Annotated in this window: 20 protein-coding genes; 10 read left to right on the top strand and 10 right to left on the bottom strand. The window is 65.1% G+C overall.

Going from position 1 to position 16,450, the window contains the following annotated elements:
• Window positions 1-546: 546 nt before the first annotated feature.
• Window positions 547-1,713 (bottom strand): family 10 glycosylhydrolase, encoded by a 1,167-nt coding sequence (locus CJZ82_RS08705; RefSeq protein WP_094555396.1) that lies wholly within the window; start codon window positions 1,711-1,713, stop codon window positions 547-549.
• Between the two features lie 192 nt (window positions 1,714-1,905).
• On the opposite strand from CJZ82_RS08705, the gene CJZ82_RS08700 reads away from it, so the two are divergent.
• Entirely contained in the window at window positions 1,906-3,462 is a 1,557-nt protein-coding gene (locus CJZ82_RS08700) for an FAD-dependent oxidoreductase (RefSeq protein ID WP_094555395.1), read from the top strand.
• Between the two features lie 379 nt (window positions 3,463-3,841).
• Window positions 3,842-4,207 (top strand): phytochelatin synthase family protein, encoded by a 366-nt coding sequence (locus tag CJZ82_RS08695; RefSeq protein ID WP_233130145.1) that lies wholly within the window; start codon window positions 3,842-3,844, stop codon window positions 4,205-4,207.
• A gap of 151 nt (window positions 4,208-4,358) precedes the next feature.
• Here the strand turns inward: CJZ82_RS08695 and CJZ82_RS08690 are convergent, their stop codons facing one another.
• Complete coding sequence (locus tag CJZ82_RS08690) at window positions 4,359-4,844, bottom strand: low affinity iron permease family protein (protein WP_094555394.1); 486 nt, start codon at window positions 4,842-4,844, stop codon at window positions 4,359-4,361.
• A gap of 252 nt (window positions 4,845-5,096) precedes the next feature.
• Between CJZ82_RS08690 and CJZ82_RS19345 the strand changes: the two genes are divergently transcribed.
• The 5 genes from CJZ82_RS19345 to CJZ82_RS08670 all read left to right on the top strand — a co-directional run bounded on the left by CJZ82_RS19345 (window position 5,097) and on the right by CJZ82_RS08670 (window position 9,815).
• Window positions 5,097-5,465, top strand: coding sequence for a transposase (locus CJZ82_RS19345; protein ID WP_255380831.1), 369 nt, complete (start codon window positions 5,097-5,099; stop codon window positions 5,463-5,465).
• 239 nt (window positions 5,466-5,704) lie between these two features.
• Entirely contained in the window at window positions 5,705-6,496 is a 792-nt protein-coding gene (locus tag CJZ82_RS08680; RefSeq protein WP_094555542.1) for a class I SAM-dependent methyltransferase, read from the top strand.
• Window positions 6,496-6,654 (top strand): hypothetical protein, encoded by a 159-nt coding sequence (locus CJZ82_RS18340; RefSeq protein ID WP_158218518.1) that lies wholly within the window; start codon window positions 6,496-6,498, stop codon window positions 6,652-6,654. The genes CJZ82_RS08680 and CJZ82_RS18340 overlap by 1 nt, the downstream gene beginning before the upstream one ends.
• Window positions 6,655-7,089: 435 nt before the next feature.
• On the top strand, window positions 7,090-8,241 hold the full coding sequence (locus CJZ82_RS08675) for an HlyD family secretion protein (protein WP_094555393.1): 1,152 nt from the start codon (window positions 7,090-7,092) through the stop codon (window positions 8,239-8,241).
• Window positions 8,238-9,815, top strand: a complete 1,578-nt coding sequence (locus tag CJZ82_RS08670) for a DHA2 family efflux MFS transporter permease subunit (protein ID WP_233130144.1) — start codon at window positions 8,238-8,240, stop codon at window positions 9,813-9,815. The genes CJZ82_RS08675 and CJZ82_RS08670 overlap by 4 nt, the downstream gene beginning before the upstream one ends.
• Here CJZ82_RS08670 and CJZ82_RS08665 read toward each other — a convergent pair.
• The 5 genes from CJZ82_RS08665 to CJZ82_RS08645 all read right to left on the bottom strand — a co-directional run bounded on the left by CJZ82_RS08665 (window position 9,733) and on the right by CJZ82_RS08645 (window position 12,718).
• Window positions 9,733-10,404 (bottom strand): TetR/AcrR family transcriptional regulator, encoded by a 672-nt coding sequence (locus CJZ82_RS08665; RefSeq protein WP_158218517.1) that lies wholly within the window; start codon window positions 10,402-10,404, stop codon window positions 9,733-9,735. The genes CJZ82_RS08670 and CJZ82_RS08665 overlap by 83 nt on opposite strands.
• Before the next feature lie 330 nt (window positions 10,405-10,734).
• Entirely contained in the window at window positions 10,735-10,875 is a 141-nt protein-coding gene (locus CJZ82_RS19580; protein ID WP_198949715.1) for a hypothetical protein, read from the bottom strand.
• Window positions 10,875-11,522, bottom strand: coding sequence for a hypothetical protein (locus CJZ82_RS08655; protein WP_094555391.1), 648 nt, complete (start codon window positions 11,520-11,522; stop codon window positions 10,875-10,877). Before CJZ82_RS08655 ends, CJZ82_RS19580 begins: the two co-directional genes overlap by 1 nt.
• A 100-nt stretch (window positions 11,523-11,622) precedes the next feature.
• The gene (locus tag CJZ82_RS08650; RefSeq protein WP_094555390.1) at window positions 11,623-11,994 is read right to left on the bottom strand and encodes an AbrB family transcriptional regulator; all 372 of its coding nucleotides are present in this window, start codon (window positions 11,992-11,994) and stop codon (window positions 11,623-11,625) included.
• A gap of 79 nt (window positions 11,995-12,073) precedes the next feature.
• Window positions 12,074-12,718, bottom strand: a complete 645-nt coding sequence (locus CJZ82_RS08645) for a thermonuclease family protein (RefSeq protein ID WP_094555540.1) — start codon at window positions 12,716-12,718, stop codon at window positions 12,074-12,076.
• Between the two features lie 109 nt (window positions 12,719-12,827).
• Here CJZ82_RS08645 and CJZ82_RS08640 point away from each other — a divergent pair, with 109 nt between their 5' ends.
• Both CJZ82_RS08640 and CJZ82_RS08635 read left to right on the top strand, forming a co-directional pair.
• Window positions 12,828-13,382 carry a DUF4236 domain-containing protein gene (locus tag CJZ82_RS08640; protein WP_094555389.1) on the top strand — a complete coding sequence of 185 codons (555 nt, stop codon included), beginning with the start codon at window positions 12,828-12,830 and terminating at the stop codon, window positions 13,380-13,382.
• Between the two features lie 106 nt (window positions 13,383-13,488).
• Window positions 13,489-13,734, top strand: coding sequence for a hypothetical protein (locus tag CJZ82_RS08635; RefSeq protein ID WP_198949714.1), 246 nt, complete (start codon window positions 13,489-13,491; stop codon window positions 13,732-13,734).
• A gap of 62 nt (window positions 13,735-13,796) precedes the next feature.
• Here CJZ82_RS08635 and CJZ82_RS08630 read toward each other — a convergent pair whose 3' ends face one another.
• Together CJZ82_RS08630 and CJZ82_RS08625 are read right to left on the bottom strand one after the other, a co-directional pair.
• Window positions 13,797-14,606, bottom strand: a complete 810-nt coding sequence (locus CJZ82_RS08630; RefSeq protein ID WP_094555388.1) for a class III extradiol ring-cleavage dioxygenase — start codon at window positions 14,604-14,606, stop codon at window positions 13,797-13,799.
• A 62-nt stretch (window positions 14,607-14,668) separates the two neighbouring features.
• Window positions 14,669-14,941: a CDGSH iron-sulfur domain-containing protein gene (locus CJZ82_RS08625; RefSeq protein ID WP_233130143.1), complete on the bottom strand. Its 273-nt coding sequence runs from the start codon at window positions 14,939-14,941 to the stop codon at window positions 14,669-14,671.
• 109 nt (window positions 14,942-15,050) lie between these two features.
• Here CJZ82_RS08625 and CJZ82_RS08620 point away from each other — a divergent pair, with 109 nt between their 5' ends.
• The gene (locus tag CJZ82_RS08620; protein ID WP_094555386.1) at window positions 15,051-16,007 is read left to right on the top strand and encodes a LysR family transcriptional regulator; all 957 of its coding nucleotides are present in this window, start codon (window positions 15,051-15,053) and stop codon (window positions 16,005-16,007) included.
• Here CJZ82_RS08620 and CJZ82_RS08615 read toward each other — a convergent pair.
• Window positions 15,982-16,251 carry a CopD family protein gene (locus CJZ82_RS08615; protein WP_233130142.1) on the bottom strand — a complete coding sequence of 90 codons (270 nt, stop codon included), beginning with the start codon at window positions 16,249-16,251 and terminating at the stop codon, window positions 15,982-15,984. The two genes, CJZ82_RS08620 and CJZ82_RS08615, sit on opposite strands and share 26 nt — an antisense overlap.
• Between the last annotated feature and the right edge of the window lie 199 nt (window positions 16,252-16,450).

Below are 16,450 nucleotides of genomic sequence, written 5' to 3'. Positions count from 1 at the left end.
TGCACCACCCCGTAAATCTCGTGGAAATGCGCTCGTGGTTCCCTGACGACGCGGCGTGCCTGGACTATCTTGACTGGCCTTCGGCTCCTGCAGGCTGCAGTGCGCGCGGGGCCGACGTCGATGCCGGAACTGAACAAGGTCCCGAACCCACACCCCGTCGCGATGCACCCACCGGTAGGGCCGAAGTGGCCCGAAAGCCATGCAGCAGGCTCACTTGTCCGCCCATGGCGAGCCGAAGACCCGTCTGATCTACTGCCGTCATCCGGATAGCCCTTAACCCCTATTGCCCCTGCCCTCTGGCCGTCCGATCGTTGGTACATCGGTTTCGGAGGCCCAACGATGGATGACACTCCCCCTGGTCAGGCGTCAGGAGCGCGCTGACGATCCGGTCCCTGCTCCAACACTCTCGACGGATCACTGACCTCCCCGGCGTGTCGCAACGTCGCCATCCATTGCACCGTTAACGGCCTCGCCTCAGGTGCCCAGGACCGGCAAGGCCCAGGCCGATCAAAGAAGACGATCGCCTAGAACCAGATGCCGCGCCCCTCATGGCGACGGGCGGGGTTCTGCCCTAGGGGTTGGCGCCGGTGTGGGCCTGAGCAGGTAGGGCAGGGCCGACTCATAAAAGAACAGGTCGACCCCGGTCCACCCCCGCTGGCGCACCAGCTCAAGCTCCTGCTGCAACAGTTGCGGATCCTTCGGCGCGCTTTTCAGACCCGCCAGCAGACCGATGCGCATCGGCACCCGCTGGGCGGCCTGCTGGAGGCTGGGCCGCTCCAACTCCCCCTGCAAGGCCCCCAGGTCCCGCCGGTACATCTGCACCACCACCTCATCTACCAGACCCGCACTCACCCAGCTCGGCCAGTCCGCCAGATAGGCCTCGAGCGAGAACGGCATCGGGTTAGTCGACACCGAGAGGGCCACCCCCGGGCAGGCCTTGGCCATTCCCTGCCGGATCTCCGCCAGCAGCGTCGTCACCAGGCCCGCCCGCCAACGCAACCAGGTCGGATCGTCGGCAGTCGGCAAGGGCTGGAGACGGCCAGCCGGGGTGGCCCGCCACAGGGCCAGGGTGGCCGGGTCGTAGCCGAAACGGGCCGGATAGCCCAGATGGTCGTCGAACTGGAGGGCATCGAGCGGCAACCGCCTGCAGGCATCCACCGCCAGTGCCACAAGGGCCCGGCGCACCTCCGGCAAGGCTGGGTTCAACCAGACCCGATCAAGGCCTGGACTCTCGCTCCAACGCACTTGGCCATTCAGGTCTTGCAGCAGCAGCCCTTGGCGCCCAACCAGCCAGGGGGCGTCGACCGGCGCCATCAGCCCGAATTCCATCCAGCCCAGGGTCTGTATGCCTTTTTCGCGCAGGTCCCTCAGCAGCTGAGTCGGGGCGAGGGGATCGCTCAGGCGTGGATCGACGGCCAGCTGTAGAGGATTGCTGGTGGTTGTCACCGGCCAATAGGCGTAACCCCCGGTGTAAATGGGCACGGCGACCCGAGTCACGCCTTGGCGTGCGAATAGCTCCACAGCCCGAGCGGCGGCCTCCGGATCGAACATCACGGCGCTGTCCACGGTCGTGAGCCAGACGCCAAGTGAATCCGCAGGTCCCTCTCTGCGGCGCTCAAGGGGCGACTGGGGTGGCGGGGATGCGATGGGCTGTGCGGCGGCGGAACCGACGATTGCTTCGGTGCCCCCGAAAACGAACGCCAAGGCGGCCAACAGCGGCCATGGGCTCAGGAGCCCAGCGGTGCGCCTTCCTAGGCTCACGGCACCCAACAGGCATCGCCCGTTCGACCTCTGCAAGCGATCGCCATTGACCCCGGGAGCAAAAGCCTAGGGGTGGCCCTGGCACTGGCTCTCCAGTTGACGACACTGCTCCCTTCCGCCGCTAGAGCGACCCCGCCGCGCAACTTGGCGACCTGCCAGATCAAGGGTCAACGCCACGCCGATGTGATCGTGTTTGGCGATGAACCTGCCGGGCTGATGACGGCCCTGGAGGTACGGCGTCAGCTCCTGCGCCTGGGGGGTAAATCCATGCCGAAGGTGCTGGTGGTGAGCGATGCCGACATAAGCGCTGGCCTGGGGGGCACTATCGCCCGGTCCGGCCTGGCCTACCTGGATCGCAACCAGGTGCCCCGCGACATGCGCGCACTGCTGGGGCCGTTCGCCGCTTCGTCTGAGCTTTACGGACGCATGTTGAGGCTCATGGGCGTACGAGTGGTGGCCGTGGATCCCCGCCGGGCCTCCCGAACGTTCCGCCGGGCCCTGGCAGCTGCCGGCATACCTGTGCTGCCACGGGCCAAGTTCTGGGGGGTCCAGCGGCAGGGACCTCGGCTGTGCACGCTGCGCACGAGCCGCTACGGCAGCCTTGGGGCCGATCTGTTCATCGACGCCAGCCTAAGTGCGCAGGTAGCTCACCGAAGTGATGTGGCGTTTCTTGAGGGTCTTGGGCCACGAACGCTGCGCGACGACAGCCTTGCCCTGGGCTGGATCTTCGAGGTAGAAGGTCTTTCCCTCAATGACCTCCAGCGCCAGGAGGAGCGACTGAGCCGCCGTCTGCTCGATCCAAGTGATCTTCAGGCTCAAGGCTGGTTGCACTGGTGGCCCGACTACTCCCAGCATCCCCGGCGCCTGCTGGCCGACCTGCTCGACGAAGGGGGGCGCTTCTCGCTCGCCTACCCCAGCACCAGCGACTCCGCTGACGTGCGCAGCCCCGCCCTGACCGTGGCCTTCCATGGTCTGTCTGGTTGGCGGCCTGTACCTGCGGGAGGGAGAGTGCTGTTGGATCAGGCCAACATTGCCCTGCTGCCGGGTCGTCTGAGCTTCAACGCGCTGCTGTTTCCCAACGACGCCGTACAAAACCGTCAGGTGTTGGCGGGCGGCAATCGTCCGCTTCCCTGGATGCGGCCCCCAGCTACAGCTGTAACGCGGTTCTTTCGCAGCCTTGGGGCCACAAAGGTGGTCTGGATGCCGGAGTTGTACGTGCGCTCCGCCGACCAGATTGCGCTTCCCGCTCAATCCCTAGGTGTTGGACAGATGGCCGTCGGCGGGGTAGATCGCTCAGAGGCCCTAGGGACCTTCACTTATCCCCTCGACTTTCGCGGCGATGCGTCCAGGCTGCTGCCAAAGGCCAGGCCCACGTTCAATTTCGGCTACCGCCACACCTTGCCCCGGGAAATCGACAACCTCGCGGTGCTGGGGCCAGCCGCTGGCTATGCCGGACCCGGCGAAGGGATTGGCCGCATCGTGGAGTTCAACGTCTCGGTGGGCCAAGGACTGGCCATCGCCACCGCTCTTGCACTGGTTCGCCATCAACCTTTGGCGGCGCTTGACCCCCGGGAGGTAGCCAGGCTCATGCCGGGAGGCGTTGTGCCCTACGGCAGGCCCTCAGGGGCCACGGCCCTGCAACTGCTGCTTGATCAGATGAGCTACAGGCTGCAGCTGTTATGGACGGGCCACAGGCTCTGAGGTCGGCGCTTGGTGTCGATCCCTTTTCGACGTCACTCGCGCCCGCTGATTTGAGGCCAAGCAAAGCCGTATAGGCCCTGCCCAATTCTGAGAGGGTCAAAAACCGAAAGGGCGCTAAGGCCCCTCCGGCGTGATTCATGCCTGATGAGCGCGAGGCCAGGGGGGGCTAAAAGAAGGACGCGACGATGATGGGCCTGGCGCTGGAGAGAATCCAGCACAACCTGCGCATCCGTGCTTCCGACACCTCGACGGTCATCCACCGGGTCCTTCCACCACCAGAAGGCACTACGGCGACGGGCAACCGTGGCCTTCTGCGGCGGGCTCGGTGTCGCTCTGACGGCGATGCTGCCCCTGGGCCCCACCGCCCCTTGCCCAGTCGGTGATCACCATCCCCCTGCCGGAGCCCCAGGGCCAGACCCTGCTGATGCAGAGCGTCGATCGCGCCGACTACGGACCGCTGGCCGAGCAGTTCCTCACCCAGGCCAATCCCGCCTACTGCGGCGTGGCCAGCATGGTGATGGTGCTCAACAGCCTGGCGGTGCCGGCCCCGCCAGCGGCGGGCTTTGGCCGCTACCGCTTTTGGACCCAGGAGAACGTCTTCGAATCAGCCGCCACCAGGGCATTGCTCAGTCCCGAGCAGGTCGCCCGCAGTGGCATGACCCTGCAGGACCTGCGAGCGCTGCTGGCCAGCCATGGGCTGCAGGCACGTGCCATCCATGGAGTGGTGGTTGTGCGCAGGACCTGAGGGCCCCCTGCGTCAGGAAAGAAGTCCGCTCGGTGGGGAAGCTCTCATATGGCCTGGTTCAGTTTTTGGGGTCCACGTCAGAAGCATCTGCACACCCTGAAAAGTTTCCAGCGGTGCAGGGTCCACGCTTATCAATCAAAGATCACTTATGTCATGGAGTCTCTTCTTTTTCACCTGCTCCATTCGGAACTTCATATTCCTGGAATGATCCATCGGCATTCCTTAAGAGCAATTTTCTTGTCGCCCTGGTCAGTTTCTTATATCTTTTGAGCATTAATATTAATTGATCTTCGCTCAGGTCTTCAAGTCCAATGATGTCTTTACGCGCTCCCTTGGTTGTACGAATGAGTTCGTCAAGTTTGATCTGAATTGCATCTGTGTCTCTGCCTTGAGTATTTTGAATCAAAAAACCCATCAAGAAGGTGATAATGGTTGTTCCGGTATTGATCACCAATTGCCACGTATCGCTGTAGCCAAACAGCGGTCCAGTAATACCCCAAATAATAATAATTAATAATGCTATTGTAAACGTCGATGGTTGTCCAGCTGATTCGGCGGTTTTTCTAGCAATCAACCCATACCAACTTCTTGGGGTGTTGACGTTTTGCTCTTTCTTTCTCCTGCCTTTAATTTTCATGGTGATCTTTTGGTATCGCCTATGGATGTTACCTCTTTACCATCAGACACATCTGCTGTTCTTCGACCGGGGGTTCATCGGAAATTCGGTTGAACTGCTCTTCGTGTCAGGAGTCTGTCGATACTACTTTCGTTTTCTGAACTACTCAACGTCAATCTCTGGATTCACTGAGTGAGGTGGACTGGCTTTTCTGGACAGGTCCCATCGTTAGCCTTTGAGGCGGGGTACTGCCCCTGAAAGGGGCTCCCATCGATGAGCAAGCGCCGTACCCACAGCCCCGAGTTCAAGGCCAGGGTCACCATGGAGGCGATCAGTGGCCGCAAGACGATCAAGGAGATCGCCGAAGATCACGCCATCCACCCCATCCAGGTGAGCCAGTTGAAGCGGCAGCTGCTCGATGGCGCCAGAGAGCTGTTCACACGCGGCAACATGAGCCAGGACCCAATAAAGTCCAAACCCCTCAAAAGCCCTGTCTTACCTGGGCCTCGGAAACCCCTGTGGCACGGAAGTGGCACCATCGAAGCAAAACCCTGTGCCACTTTTATTTGCTTCGCTGAAGCGGGAAATCGGCAAAAGGACGCCATGCCCCCTTCTCCCCTCGGGAATTTCCAGTGGAATTGAGGTCAGAAGCAGAGGTACCGAGAGGAACAGCGGCGCGAGAAGGGAGCCTGCCCACCTCCCGGGTGGAGCTGATCGTCAGGTTCGTAATAGACGAGGAAGTCTGGTGGTCATGGCCTGACCCTTACCGACTTGTCCAATGAACCGGGGGAACCTCAAGGATCACTCACGAAGCCAGACGCGAGCATCTGCTGGCATCGTGAGAGAAGCGCCGTTTTGAATCCTGTGAGAACCTGATGGCCATGACCAGTGAACCCATCCGCTTCACCGATGGGGCCGGTTACGACCGTTTCATGGGGGTCTGGAGCCGCCTCGCCGGCCAAGAATTTCTGGGCTGGATCGCGCCGCAGCCCGGTCTGCGCTGGCTGGATGTGGGCTGTGGCAATGGCGCCTTCACGCAACTGATCGTTGAACAGAGCGCACCGATCTCGCTCGTCGGCATCGACCCGTCGGAAGCGCAACTCGCCTTCGCCCGGCAGCATCCTCTGCTGACGAGCGTCGAGTTTGTGAACGCCGACGCCATGGCCCTGCCGTTCCAGGACGCTGCGTTCGATCTCGCGGTCATGCCGTTGGTGATCTTTTTCGTGCCTCAACCGGCGCAAGGTGTGGCAGAAATGGCGCGTGTCGTTGCCCCGGGTGGCACCGTGGCCGCCTACGCCTGGGACATGGAGGGCGGGGGCTTCCCCTATCGAGACGTGACGGAAGCACTGAGCTCCGTCGGCCGCGCCACCCCAATGCCCCCCAGTCCGGAGGCCTCGCGCTTTGAGGTGCTGCGGGATCTCTGGATCACCGCCGGCTTGAGGGACATCCAGACGAGAGCGATCGCTGTGGAACGCACCTTCGGCGACTTCGATGACTTCTGGAATACCTTCCTTGGCGGCCCGAGCGCTGGTCAGGCCCTCACGGCCATGAACGAGGAGGAACGCTCCGGCTTCCGCGATTTGTTGCGGGCCCGCCTGCAGCCGGCCGGCAGCGGCCCGATCACCCTTTCAGCGCGGGCCCATGCCATCCGGGGCACGGTGCCAGGCCCTTGATGCACGTGCTGTTCGATCGCCATGGGCTCGGTCAAACCCCTGCAGCGGCAACGGTGCCGATAGAGGCGAGCAAGGGAATGCTGCGTGAGCTGGTGCTGGCCATCGGACTCCCCGTGGCCGCACGCTGGCGAAGAGATGATGCTGGCGTCTTGATCTAGGGACTCACGCCCCACCTCTGCCGTGGGGTTTATCAATGGCGATGTCTAATCGATGCGCCGTTGCAAGACGGAGCGGTCTGGGGAAGCTGCTCAGCTGGTGATTGAGGAGACATTGATCACACGCTAAGACAGCACCCACTGCTGCGCTGGTGGCGAAACGCTGCAGTGGTGGTGGTAACTAACCGGCGCAGCTAGCGCCGGACGCTCCGCCCCCCATCAACCAAACTTCTTCAGAGCCCGGTGGCCTTGTCGCCGGGCTTCGTGTCGGCGAAATCAGCTGAGCGCAGGAACGTGCTCCGCACAGGGGAATGAGAGTGATCCCTCAAAGCTAAGGGGGCCAGCGTCGAGACGCTGTTGCAGCAGGGGCAGAAGCCAGCGCCTCGCCCTGCCGGGGAGAGATACGCTATGTAAGCAAGCACTCACTCGTCAAGGGCCGTGGCCTCCGTCGACCTGCGCTCCCAATCCGCCGTCGCGCTGAAAACGGCACCCACCAATGGGGATGTGACTTACACGGCACCCGCCCCTCGTCGCAAGTGGGGTCACGCCAGGTTGCTGGCGATTCCACTGGGAGTGGTTGCCGCGACGGCCGGGATCGGCGGCTGGGTGATCGACCACTGGGGCGTGGTCGAAACCGACGATGCCCAGCTTCAGGGCACCCTCACCCCGATCTCCAGCCGTGTTCCCGGCAACATCACCATGGTGGCGGTGAAGGACAACCAGACCGTGCGGCTCGGCCAGTTGTTGTTCACCCTCGACGACCGCAATGACCGCGCAGCCCTGTTTAAGGCCGAGGCCGACCTGGCTCAGGCCCAGCGGCAGGCGGCGGCAATGGCCGACCAAGCCGGCGTCACCGCCGGCACCGCGGCGGCCAGCGGCAACCTGGCCATCGCCGACCAGCAGTCAGCCCGGGCCCAGCTGGAGCTGAGCCGCGTTGCTCTGAGCCGGCTCGAGTTCCTGCTGCGCCAGGGCGGCGTGTCCAAGCAGGACGTGGACCAGGCCCGCGCCACTTACCGCCAGGCAGAAGCTCAGGCCACCCGCAGCCTGGCCACCCGCCAGCAGGCCCAGGCCAGCATCACCCAGGTGGGGGCTGACCGGCTCAAGGCCGAGGCCGCCGCTGCCCAGGTGCGCCAGTCCGCCGTGAGCGTGGCCGCCGCACGCCTGCAGCTCTCCTACGACCGCATCGTCTCGCCGCAGGCCGGCCGGATCGGCTCCAAGCAGGCCGAACCGGGCATGCATGTGGTACCGAGCCAGCCGGTGATGACCCTGGTGGGCAGCCGCCCCTGGGTGGAGGCCAACTTCAAGGAAACCCAGCTCAATGCCCTGCAGACCGGCCAGCCGGTAGAAGTGCGACTCGACGCTTTCCCCGGCAAGGTATTCCATGGCCACATCCAGAGCATCGCGCCGGCCTCCGGAGCCCGCTTCGCCCTGCTGCCTCCGGACAATGCCACCGGCAACTTCACCAAGGTGGTGCAGAGGGTGACGGCCCGCATCGCCCTCGATCCGCTGCCCACCAGCGGATCGGACGGGCGCATCGGCCAAGCCCTAGTGCCGGGTCTGTCAGCCACCGTGCGGGTGCGCCAGCCGTGACCGCCACCGCCGGCTCCCTGGTGGAGCCGGCCCCCGCCAAGGGGTTGACCCCACGCCAGTGGGCCGTGGTGGTCACCGCCTCGCTGGGCGCCATGCTCGAAATCATCGACACCAGCATCACCAACGTGGCGCTGGTGGACATCCAGGCCAACCTGGGCGCCACCCTGGCGGAGGTGGGCTGGGTGGTGACCGGCTACGCCATGGCCACGGTGGTGATGATTCCACTGAGCAGCTGGCTGAGCAACGTGTTCGGCCAGCGCGGCTACTTCATCTTCTGCCTGGTGGGCTTCACGGCCGCCTCGGTGCTCTGCGGCCTGGCGCCCAACCTGCCTGTGCTCGTGCTGGCGCGCATCCTGCAGGGGCTGCTCGGCGGCGGCCTGCTGCCCAAGGCTCAGGCCATCATCTTCCGGGCCGTGCCCACCCACCTGCAGGGGATGACCCAGGGCCTTTTCGGCATCGTGGTGCTGGTGGGCCCGGCGATCGGGCCCACCCTTGGCGGCTACCTCACCGACAGCCTGGGCTGGCGCTGGATCTTCTTCATCAACCTGCCATTCGGCATCCTGGCGGCACTGCTGGCCCTCACCTTCCTTGAGCCTGATCGGCCTGAGGATCGGCTTCGCGGCGGCGGCATCGACACCGTGGGGATCCTGCTGCTGGCGGTGGGGCTGGGCAGCATGCAGATGGTGCTGGAGCAGGGCAACCAATACGACTGGTTCAACGACCACGGCATCGTGCAACTGACCGTGCTGGGGGTGGTGAGCCTGCCGATGTTCGTGGTCTGGGAGCTGTGGCGCCGTCGCCCTGCCGTTGACCTGCGGGTGCTGCGCCACCGCTCCCTGGCGGCTGGGAGCCTGTTCTCCCTCGTGCTCGGCCTGGGCCTCTACGGCACCATCTTCATCGTGCCGATCTTCGCCCAGAGCGTGCTGGGCTACACCGCCACCCAGACCGGCCTGTTGATGCTCCCGGGCGCCCTGGCGTCTGCGTTGTTCATGGGAGTGCTGAGCCGGGTGGTGACCCGGATCGATCCCCGGCTTCTGATCGCCACCGGCGCCTTGCTGATGGTGGGCACCATGTTCTGGATGAGCGGCATCGGTCCCGGCACGGGTGAGGAGTCGCTCTGGTGGCCCCTTATCTGGCGCGGCGTCACCACGGTGATGATGTTCCTGCCACTGAGCCTGGCCACGCTCGGCCCGCTACCTAGGGAGGACGTGGGGGCGGGAAGCGGCTTCTACAACCTCACCCGCCAGCTGGGCGGCACCTTCGGCATCGCCCTGCTCACCCTGGTGCTCGACCACCAGCGGGAAGTGCACCGGGCGCAGCTGGTGGAGCATCTGAACATCACCAACCCGCTGGTGCAGCAGCGGCTGTATCAGCTCCAGATGCTACTGCACTCTCCTTATCCCGATCAGGGTCCGTGGAACGATTCAGCTCTTCGGATTCTCAGCGATCAGGTGAACCGTCAGGCATCGCTGCTGGCCTTCGGTGATGTGTTCAGGACCGTGGGAGTGCTGTTTCTGCTGGTGCTGCCCCTGGTGCTGCTGCTGGGCAAGCCGCGGCCGTACGCCCGGGCCTGAGGTCGGCCAGCAGCAGCCCATGGGCCCTGCCGGCCCGTTCCACCAGACCCTCGAGGCTGTTCTGCACCAGCCCCTGCAGCATCAGCCCCTGATTGATGGCTACGAGCAGACCGGCACGTTCGAGCGGTTCGATGGCGGACACCAGGGCAGCCTCACGCTGGGCAGCCTCGATGAGCCACGCCAGGCGCTGCCTGAAGCGATTCATGAAAGCCTTGCCCTCCTCCCTGGCCGGGCTTGTCTGAGGTCGCTGGAGCTCGGCGAAGAACATCCGCAGCAGTCCAGGATGGTTCTGAAGAAACCCCACGTGGGACTGCAGCAGCAGCGTCACCGCTTCAAGAGGATCGTCTGTGGCGGTTCCAACAGCATCGAAGCGCTGGTCCAGTTCAGTGGTGGCCCATTGCACCGCCTCGGCCCAGAGGGCGTCGCGGCTGGGGAAATGGCGGAACAGGGCAGCATGGCTGACCCCCATCCGCTGGGCGATGGCGGCGGTGCTGATGTCGTCAGGCGCGACGCTGCAGGCCAGCTCCAACAGGGCCCGCACCGCATGAGCGCGACGCTCGGCCGCTGGAATGGAGGGAGCCCTGCCCACGCGCCACCAGTGAGTACTCACTCACTTTAGGTGGTGCGCCCAAGCACTTGCCTAACCGCCGCGTCTCCATGGTCGCCCCGCCCCGACCCCAACACACATCGGCACCTGCTCTGAACTCTGCTATTGCCGCTCCAGGTAGTCCATGGCCCACACCACCGGGGTGATGCCGCTGGGATTTTCCGCTCGTAGGCCGTGCTGCGCAGGGGCTGAGGGTCTGGTGGATCCGCAGCAGGTACCAGGTGGTGCCATCGAGGCCTCGTCCTGATCGGCGTCCTCGATCGAATCGTGTAGCAGGCCGGCGATCGCCTGCTCCTCATCGCCGCCGTCCTCCTACACCAGGCCGCTTACGGCGATGAGATGGGAGATGTAGGGCACGGGTTTGCCCTTGCGCCGCTGGCGGCTATGCAACTGGGCGGCCCAGCCCAGGGCATCGATGTAGCGCGGGCTGTGGAGATGGGGCTGTGTGGTCATCAGCGATCAGCGGCCGGCGGGGGCAGCCGCTCCAACAGCAGTTCCAGCTTGCGGTCCTGCTCGCGCAGCACTCCCAGGAAGCCGGCAGCGGTCAGAGCCAGCGCGGCAAGCCAGGCCAGGGAAGTCCACAGCACGGCTTTCAGGACCCCGGTGACTCCCACCGCTGCAGGCGCGACATCGGCTTGGAGGACCGTCACGGCGGGTGATGTGTCAACGGTGTCCAAATTGAGGACCAGCCGCAGCACTGCTTCCGGCGTCACCGGAACGATGGCGGAGCTCAGTGCTGGCGATTGCGAGGTCTCCAGCAGCTCCTGGCGGCAGCGATGCAGTCCACCAGCTGCCCAGAACATCCCCCAGGCTCTGTTGTTCCGCTGCAGCACCACCCACCGCTCGGGTCTGGCATCAAGTCGCGCCAGCTGAGCGGCCTTGGCCAGCGACCAGCTGCGGCCAGCCGCAACCGAGGGATGGGCCTCCAGAAGCAACTTTCCTTGCGGGTCACGGGTGAAACCAGTCACCACCTGCAGCGCAAAGACATCCAAGATCTGGCATGGCACCGCACGCTGGTCTTCTCTCCACTCCGGTGCCATGAACAGCAGTGCACCGCCGTGGCGGCGCAGGCAGTCGTTGACGAGCTTGTTTTCGTGCACTCTGCCCCTGTGCCAGGGGCAGCAACGCTAGGGAAAGTTGTGCCTCAAGCCAACAGCGCCTGAGGCCTTGATGCCACCCGTAACAGAGGTGAATGCTCCCTCAATCCTCATCGTCGCTGCCGCCAACGGGGATCAGCCGGATCTGCTTCTTGCCCAGCTTGATCTCGAACTCATCACCAGGCTTGAGGCCAAGCTGGCCTGTGTACGCCATGCCCACCATGAGGTTGCCGTTGAACTGCACCTTGGTGATGTAGCTCAAGCTGCGGCCGGCCTTCCCTTTGCCGTTGCCACCGCCATCTCCAAGGCTGACGCCCTTGGCTTCCAGCAACGCCTCATAGAACGCCGTGAAGTTCAGCCGCTCGCTTCCGTCCTTCTTGGTGCTGAGGTAGCCGGCGGCTCGCACCAGATCCGACTTGGAGGCATCACCAAGCTCTTTGACCTTGGCGAGCAGGTCAGATCCAGTAAGAGCCATGTTGCGCAGGCGTTGTTGGCCGGACCTTAACGACCAGCCAGATCGCTGCCAGAGCAAGAAGGTGCGGGTGCCCGTCCCTTCATCGGAGGCTTTCGCAGGCCTCGCCATCACCATTGGAGTCCAGATAGGTGTGTCCCTGACGCAACAGCACCTGGGCTTGCTGATAAGAGCCGATCTCCTTGCAGCGATACTTCCGGCCACCAGGAATCGACTCTGTCGTTCTTGCTGATCGCCCTTCTGATCGGCTGCGGCGGAAGTCCCAGGGGCGGGTGATGCCGCCGGGCACCTGCCACACGCCATAGCGGCTGCGGGAGGCCCGGAACTCGGCATCCAGGTACTCCTTGGCATCGCACTGGCCCAGGTATTTCCGGTAGGCAAAGGCCATGCCGTCTTCCACCAGTGCCAGGTTGATGTTCACGCCACTGAAAACCTCAGCCACGGTGCGGCCGTAGCGATCCACTGTCTGGGTCCTGAGGGTCACGCTGGAGCCCAGCCGCAGCCGGCTCTGCAGGTAGCTGCGGGCCTTGGCGCCATGGGGGGCCTGGGCCATCTCGGGCGCATCAATGCAGGCCAGCCGCACCGTGATCCGCTGCTGGCCCTGCTGCACGCGGATGGTGTCGCCATCGCCGATCGAGAGCACCTCTGCCTGCCCAGTCTGGGCCGATCCGGCAGACGGCAAGGCGGCAACCAGTGCCAGCAGCAGGGTCAGCCAGCAGGATGCCATTGCTGGAGTCCGCATCGCTGCCATTTCGATGCGCTGGGTGCATGAATTTGCCGCCTGCCAGTTCAGAGGGCAGCCTTGGGATTGGGCCAGAAGGGCGTACCGCAGAACCATGGGCTTCCGCTTCCGCCGCTCCGCCCGCCTCGGCCCACTGCGTTTCAATTTCGCCAAGGGGGGCCTGAGCTCGATCTCGTTGGGCGGCCGGGGTGCCTCGTTCAACATCCCGGTGGCTCGCAGTGGTGCCCCCCGCACCACCGTGGGGCTACCCGGAACGGGCCTCAGCTGGAGCGTGGAGCACGCCCAGGATCGCCCCGCCGCCATCCCCGCCGGAACGGGCGAGGGCCTGCCCAACACCCGCCGGCTGCGGCCCGGCCAGCTCGATGCCCTCAAGCAGTCGCTGCTGGCTGTGCTGCGCCAGAAGCTGTTCGCTCCAGGCTCGACAGGTGATCAGCTCTGGGACTACGGGCTGGTGAGCCGTCTGCTCGCCGATGGCCCGCTCGGTGCGCGCACCACGGGTCTGCTGGCACTGATCGAAACACCGGAAGCGATGGAGGCCTACGTGCTGCGGTCCCAGGGCCAGGACGATGCCAAGCGCCGCGCCAAGCGCTGCATCACGGCCGTGCAGGAGGCCGCACGCCTGGCAGCTGGGCGGGGCTGGCTCGCCTGACCATGCAGCGACAGGTGCCCGCAGGGCCGGTTCCCCGTATCCGGCCGCACCTGCCGGAACGCCTCAGCGGGCCAAGGATGGAGCCGGAAAGAAGGAGATACCCCGCATGCGTGAGGTCGTGTTCCGCCTGGAGGCTGAACGTCCCGGCCACCTGGTGGAAGCCCAGGCCGAAACCCTGCCCATCCACATCACCGCCCCGACCCTCGAGGAGCTGCAGCACGAGGCCCGCGAGGCCCTGATCGAACACCTGGGGCCGGCCCATTGCACGGTTCGGGTGCGAATGCGCCGCGGCCCCAGTGCTGCCGTCAGCAGCATCCGTCCGGTGGTCCGCCCTGCAGCCCTTTGCTGTTGAGCCCCCCCTTTATGAAGGGCTGTTGCCCCCGATGAAGAGCGCGATCGCTGCGGTGCTGTTCTCTATTGAGCTGCTGTCTGCTCGAACGCATAGCCATCCATCGCGATCACGTGATCGGTGATGCCGCGGTGGATGGCATGTGCCTGTGCTCCAGCCCCGGCGGCACCGAGGGCGGTGAACAACGGCAGCAGATGCTCGTCGCGCGGCTGGGCCCGCAACGCATCGCTTTGGCGCTGCCGGTAGTCCAGCAGGGCCGCGGTGTTCCCACTGAGCAGCTGCCCATTGATCCAGTCCGAGAAGCGCTGGGCGTAGCTGCTGTCGATGGAGGCGCCCATCTCGGCCTGCTGCCAGTCGCGGAGGTTGTGGGTGATGTTGCCCGTCGCCACGATCAGCCAGCCCTGCTTGGCCAGGGGCGCCAGAGCCTGGCCCACGCGGAAGGCGTGATCAGGACCGCCGTGATGCTGAATCGACAGGGGAACGATGGGCACGTCGGCCTGCGGGAACAAAACCCGCAACGGCACCCAGGCGCCGTGGTCGAGGCCACGCTGCGCATCGGTGCGCAACGGCAGTCCGGCGGCCTCCAGCGCAGCCACAACCTCTTGCGCTCCCTGAGGTGAACCCTGAGCCGGGTACTGGATGGCATAGAGCGCCGGATCGAATCCCCCGAAGTCGTGGATGGTCTCAAGCTGGCTGGCTGTGCCAACCGTGGCGATCTCCGTTTCCCAGTGGGGGCTGATCACCAGCACAGCGCTAGGCCGCGCCAACTCATCGGCCAGGGCCGTAAGTGCCGCTCCAGCCGCACCGGGCCGGATGGCGAACATCGGCGAGCCATGGGCCACGAACAGAACGGAAGGGGCTGGTGAGGGAGTCATGGGTGACAACAGGTTCCTGGTGTGGCCAGGAGAGGGCAAACGGTGCGGTGCAGCAGATCTGATCAGCCCCAGAACTTCCACCACGGGCCCTGGCTCTGGGGTGTGGAGGCGCTCAGTTGGAGATGGCTGCCATCGCAGAAGGGCTGCTTGGCGGAATCACAGCAGCTGCACAAATAAACGGTCTGCTCCTCTTCGAGATTGAGGATGCGTGGGGAATGGCTGCTGCCCTGGTGGCTGCCGTCGCAGAAGGCTCCGTTCTTGCTCAGGCCGCAGCTGCAGAGGGCATGGGTGCCGGCCGGCAGGGTGAGCGGGGAGGGGTGCGTGGCGGTGGTCATGACGGACATCGGGAGTGGGGATGCAACGAGGGGATCGCTGCGCCCATTCACCTTGTAATGAATCCACGGGCAGGACAATCCCTCATTATCGGGATAAACTGTCCCGTATATGGGTCAGTTTGATCTCAACGGCGCCCTGGTGCTGGTGCGCGTGGTGCAGGCGGGCAGCTTCCGCGCCGCCGCCGAGCGGCTCGGCATGCCCAAGACCACCGTGAGTCGCAAGGTCTCCGAGCTGGAGGCCCAGCTGGGGGTGCAGCTGCTGCAGCGCACCACCCGCAAGCTGTCGCTCACCGACGCGGGCTTGGCCTTCGTGGAGGAGGCAGAAGCGGCGATCGCCCGGCTGGAAGCGGCGCAGGAGGCCGTGACGGAATTACAGCGGGAACCCAGGGGCCGGTTGCGGATCACCACCGCGGTGTCGATCGGCGAACTCTTTCTGGCGCCGGTGCTCAGCCAGTTTCTTGAGGCCTATCCGGCGGTGGAGGTGGTGTTGCTTCTCAGCGACCGCCTGGTGGATCTGGTGGCGGAGCGCTTTGACGTCGCGATCCGCGCCGGGCAGCTGCGGGATTCGAGCCTGATCACCCGGCGGATCGGCAGCGCTTCCGACCGCGTTGTCGCCAGCCCCGCCTATTTGGCCTGCCACGGCACCCCGCAGCGCCCCTCGGATCTGTCGTCCCATGCCTGTCTGCGCTTCTCGCGCGCTGGGATGGAGGTGCGCAGCAGCTGGCCGTTTGGCGCCGGGGCCCGCAGCAGCGAGGTCACGGTCAGCGGCCGGTTGGTCAGCGACGACTTTGTGGTGCTGCGCACGGCGGCCGAACAGGGCCTGGGCATCGCCCGCCTGCCTGGCCTGCTGGCCCATGAGGCGATCCAGGCCGGACGGTTGGTGCCGCTTCTGGACGATCAGGCAACCCCACCCACGCCAGTGCAGCTGCTGCTCCCCGGCGGAACCCGCCTGCCGGCCCGCACGCGGGCCTTCATCGAGTTCGTGCAGCCGCGGCTGACGCAGGCACTGGCGGGGGCAGGGCTAGTTGCTGGATCCAAGCTCAGCTCAGGCCCCCCAGACGGATAAAGGCCCCCACCACCACGAAGGCGATGGCCAAGGCGGTGATGCCACGGATGTGCCATGCCAGGCCGCCCAGGGTCTCGTCGGTGAGGTTGGGGATGAGCCGCAACCGGGCGTGCAGGGCCAGGGCGGCAGTGCCGGCCAGCAGCGACAGCTTGACGCCCACCAGCATCCCGATCGGGTTGGCTGGGCTGAAGAGCCCCTGGAACCCCGGCAGATAGATCCAGCCCATCCACAGCCCCGTCAGCACCCAGGGCTGATTCAAAGTCTTAACTCGAGCTTGGTGCTGGCTTTCTCGTCGCCATCGCCAGTAGCGCCGCGATGTCGTGAGTTACGGCTTGCATGCCGGCTCTGATCGACTGAAATCCAGCCAGTCGGAGCAGGTTGAGCGCTGCCGTCCGCAGCGTCGCCATCGCTCCGGCCCCGTTGCCGCGGTAGCGATGGGCGTC

Origin of the sequence: Synechococcus sp. 1G10 (genome assembly GCF_002252625.1) — a bacterium.
GTDB lineage: Bacteria > Cyanobacteriota > Cyanobacteriia > PCC-6307 > Cyanobiaceae > Regnicoccus_A.
This window is presented reverse-complemented; position numbering and strand designations above follow the sequence as displayed.

Coding starts and splice junctions, on each gene's coding strand:
- CJZ82_RS08640 (WP_094555389.1), top strand. CDS start 12,828: ATGGGCTTCCGCTTCCGCCGCTCCGCCCGCCTCGGCCCACTGCGTTTC.
- CJZ82_RS08620 (WP_094555386.1), top strand. CDS start 15,051: ATGGGTCAGTTTGATCTCAACGGCGCCCTGGTGCTGGTGCGCGTGGTG.
- CJZ82_RS08630 (WP_094555388.1), bottom strand. CDS start 14,606: ATGACTCCCTCACCAGCCCCTTCCGTTCTGTTCGTGGCCCATGGCTCG.
- CJZ82_RS08650 (WP_094555390.1), bottom strand. CDS start 11,994: ATGGCTCTTACTGGATCTGACCTGCTCGCCAAGGTCAAAGAGCTTGGT.
- CJZ82_RS08625 (WP_233130143.1), bottom strand. CDS start 14,941: ATGACCACCGCCACGCACCCCTCCCCGCTCACCCTGCCGGCCGGCACC.
- CJZ82_RS19580 (WP_198949715.1), bottom strand. CDS start 10,875: ATGACCACACAGCCCCATCTCCACAGCCCGCGCTACATCGATGCCCTG.
- CJZ82_RS19345 (WP_255380831.1), top strand. CDS start 5,097: ATGAGCAAGCGCCGTACCCACAGCCCCGAGTTCAAGGCCAGGGTCACC.
- CJZ82_RS08680 (WP_094555542.1), top strand. CDS start 5,705: ATGACCAGTGAACCCATCCGCTTCACCGATGGGGCCGGTTACGACCGT.
- CJZ82_RS18340 (WP_158218518.1), top strand. CDS start 6,496: ATGCACGTGCTGTTCGATCGCCATGGGCTCGGTCAAACCCCTGCAGCG.
- CJZ82_RS08690 (WP_094555394.1), bottom strand. CDS start 4,844: ATGAAAATTAAAGGCAGGAGAAAGAAAGAGCAAAACGTCAACACCCCA.
- CJZ82_RS08645 (WP_094555540.1), bottom strand. CDS start 12,718: ATGGCATCCTGCTGGCTGACCCTGCTGCTGGCACTGGTTGCCGCCTTG.
- CJZ82_RS08635 (WP_198949714.1), top strand. CDS start 13,489: ATGCGTGAGGTCGTGTTCCGCCTGGAGGCTGAACGTCCCGGCCACCTG.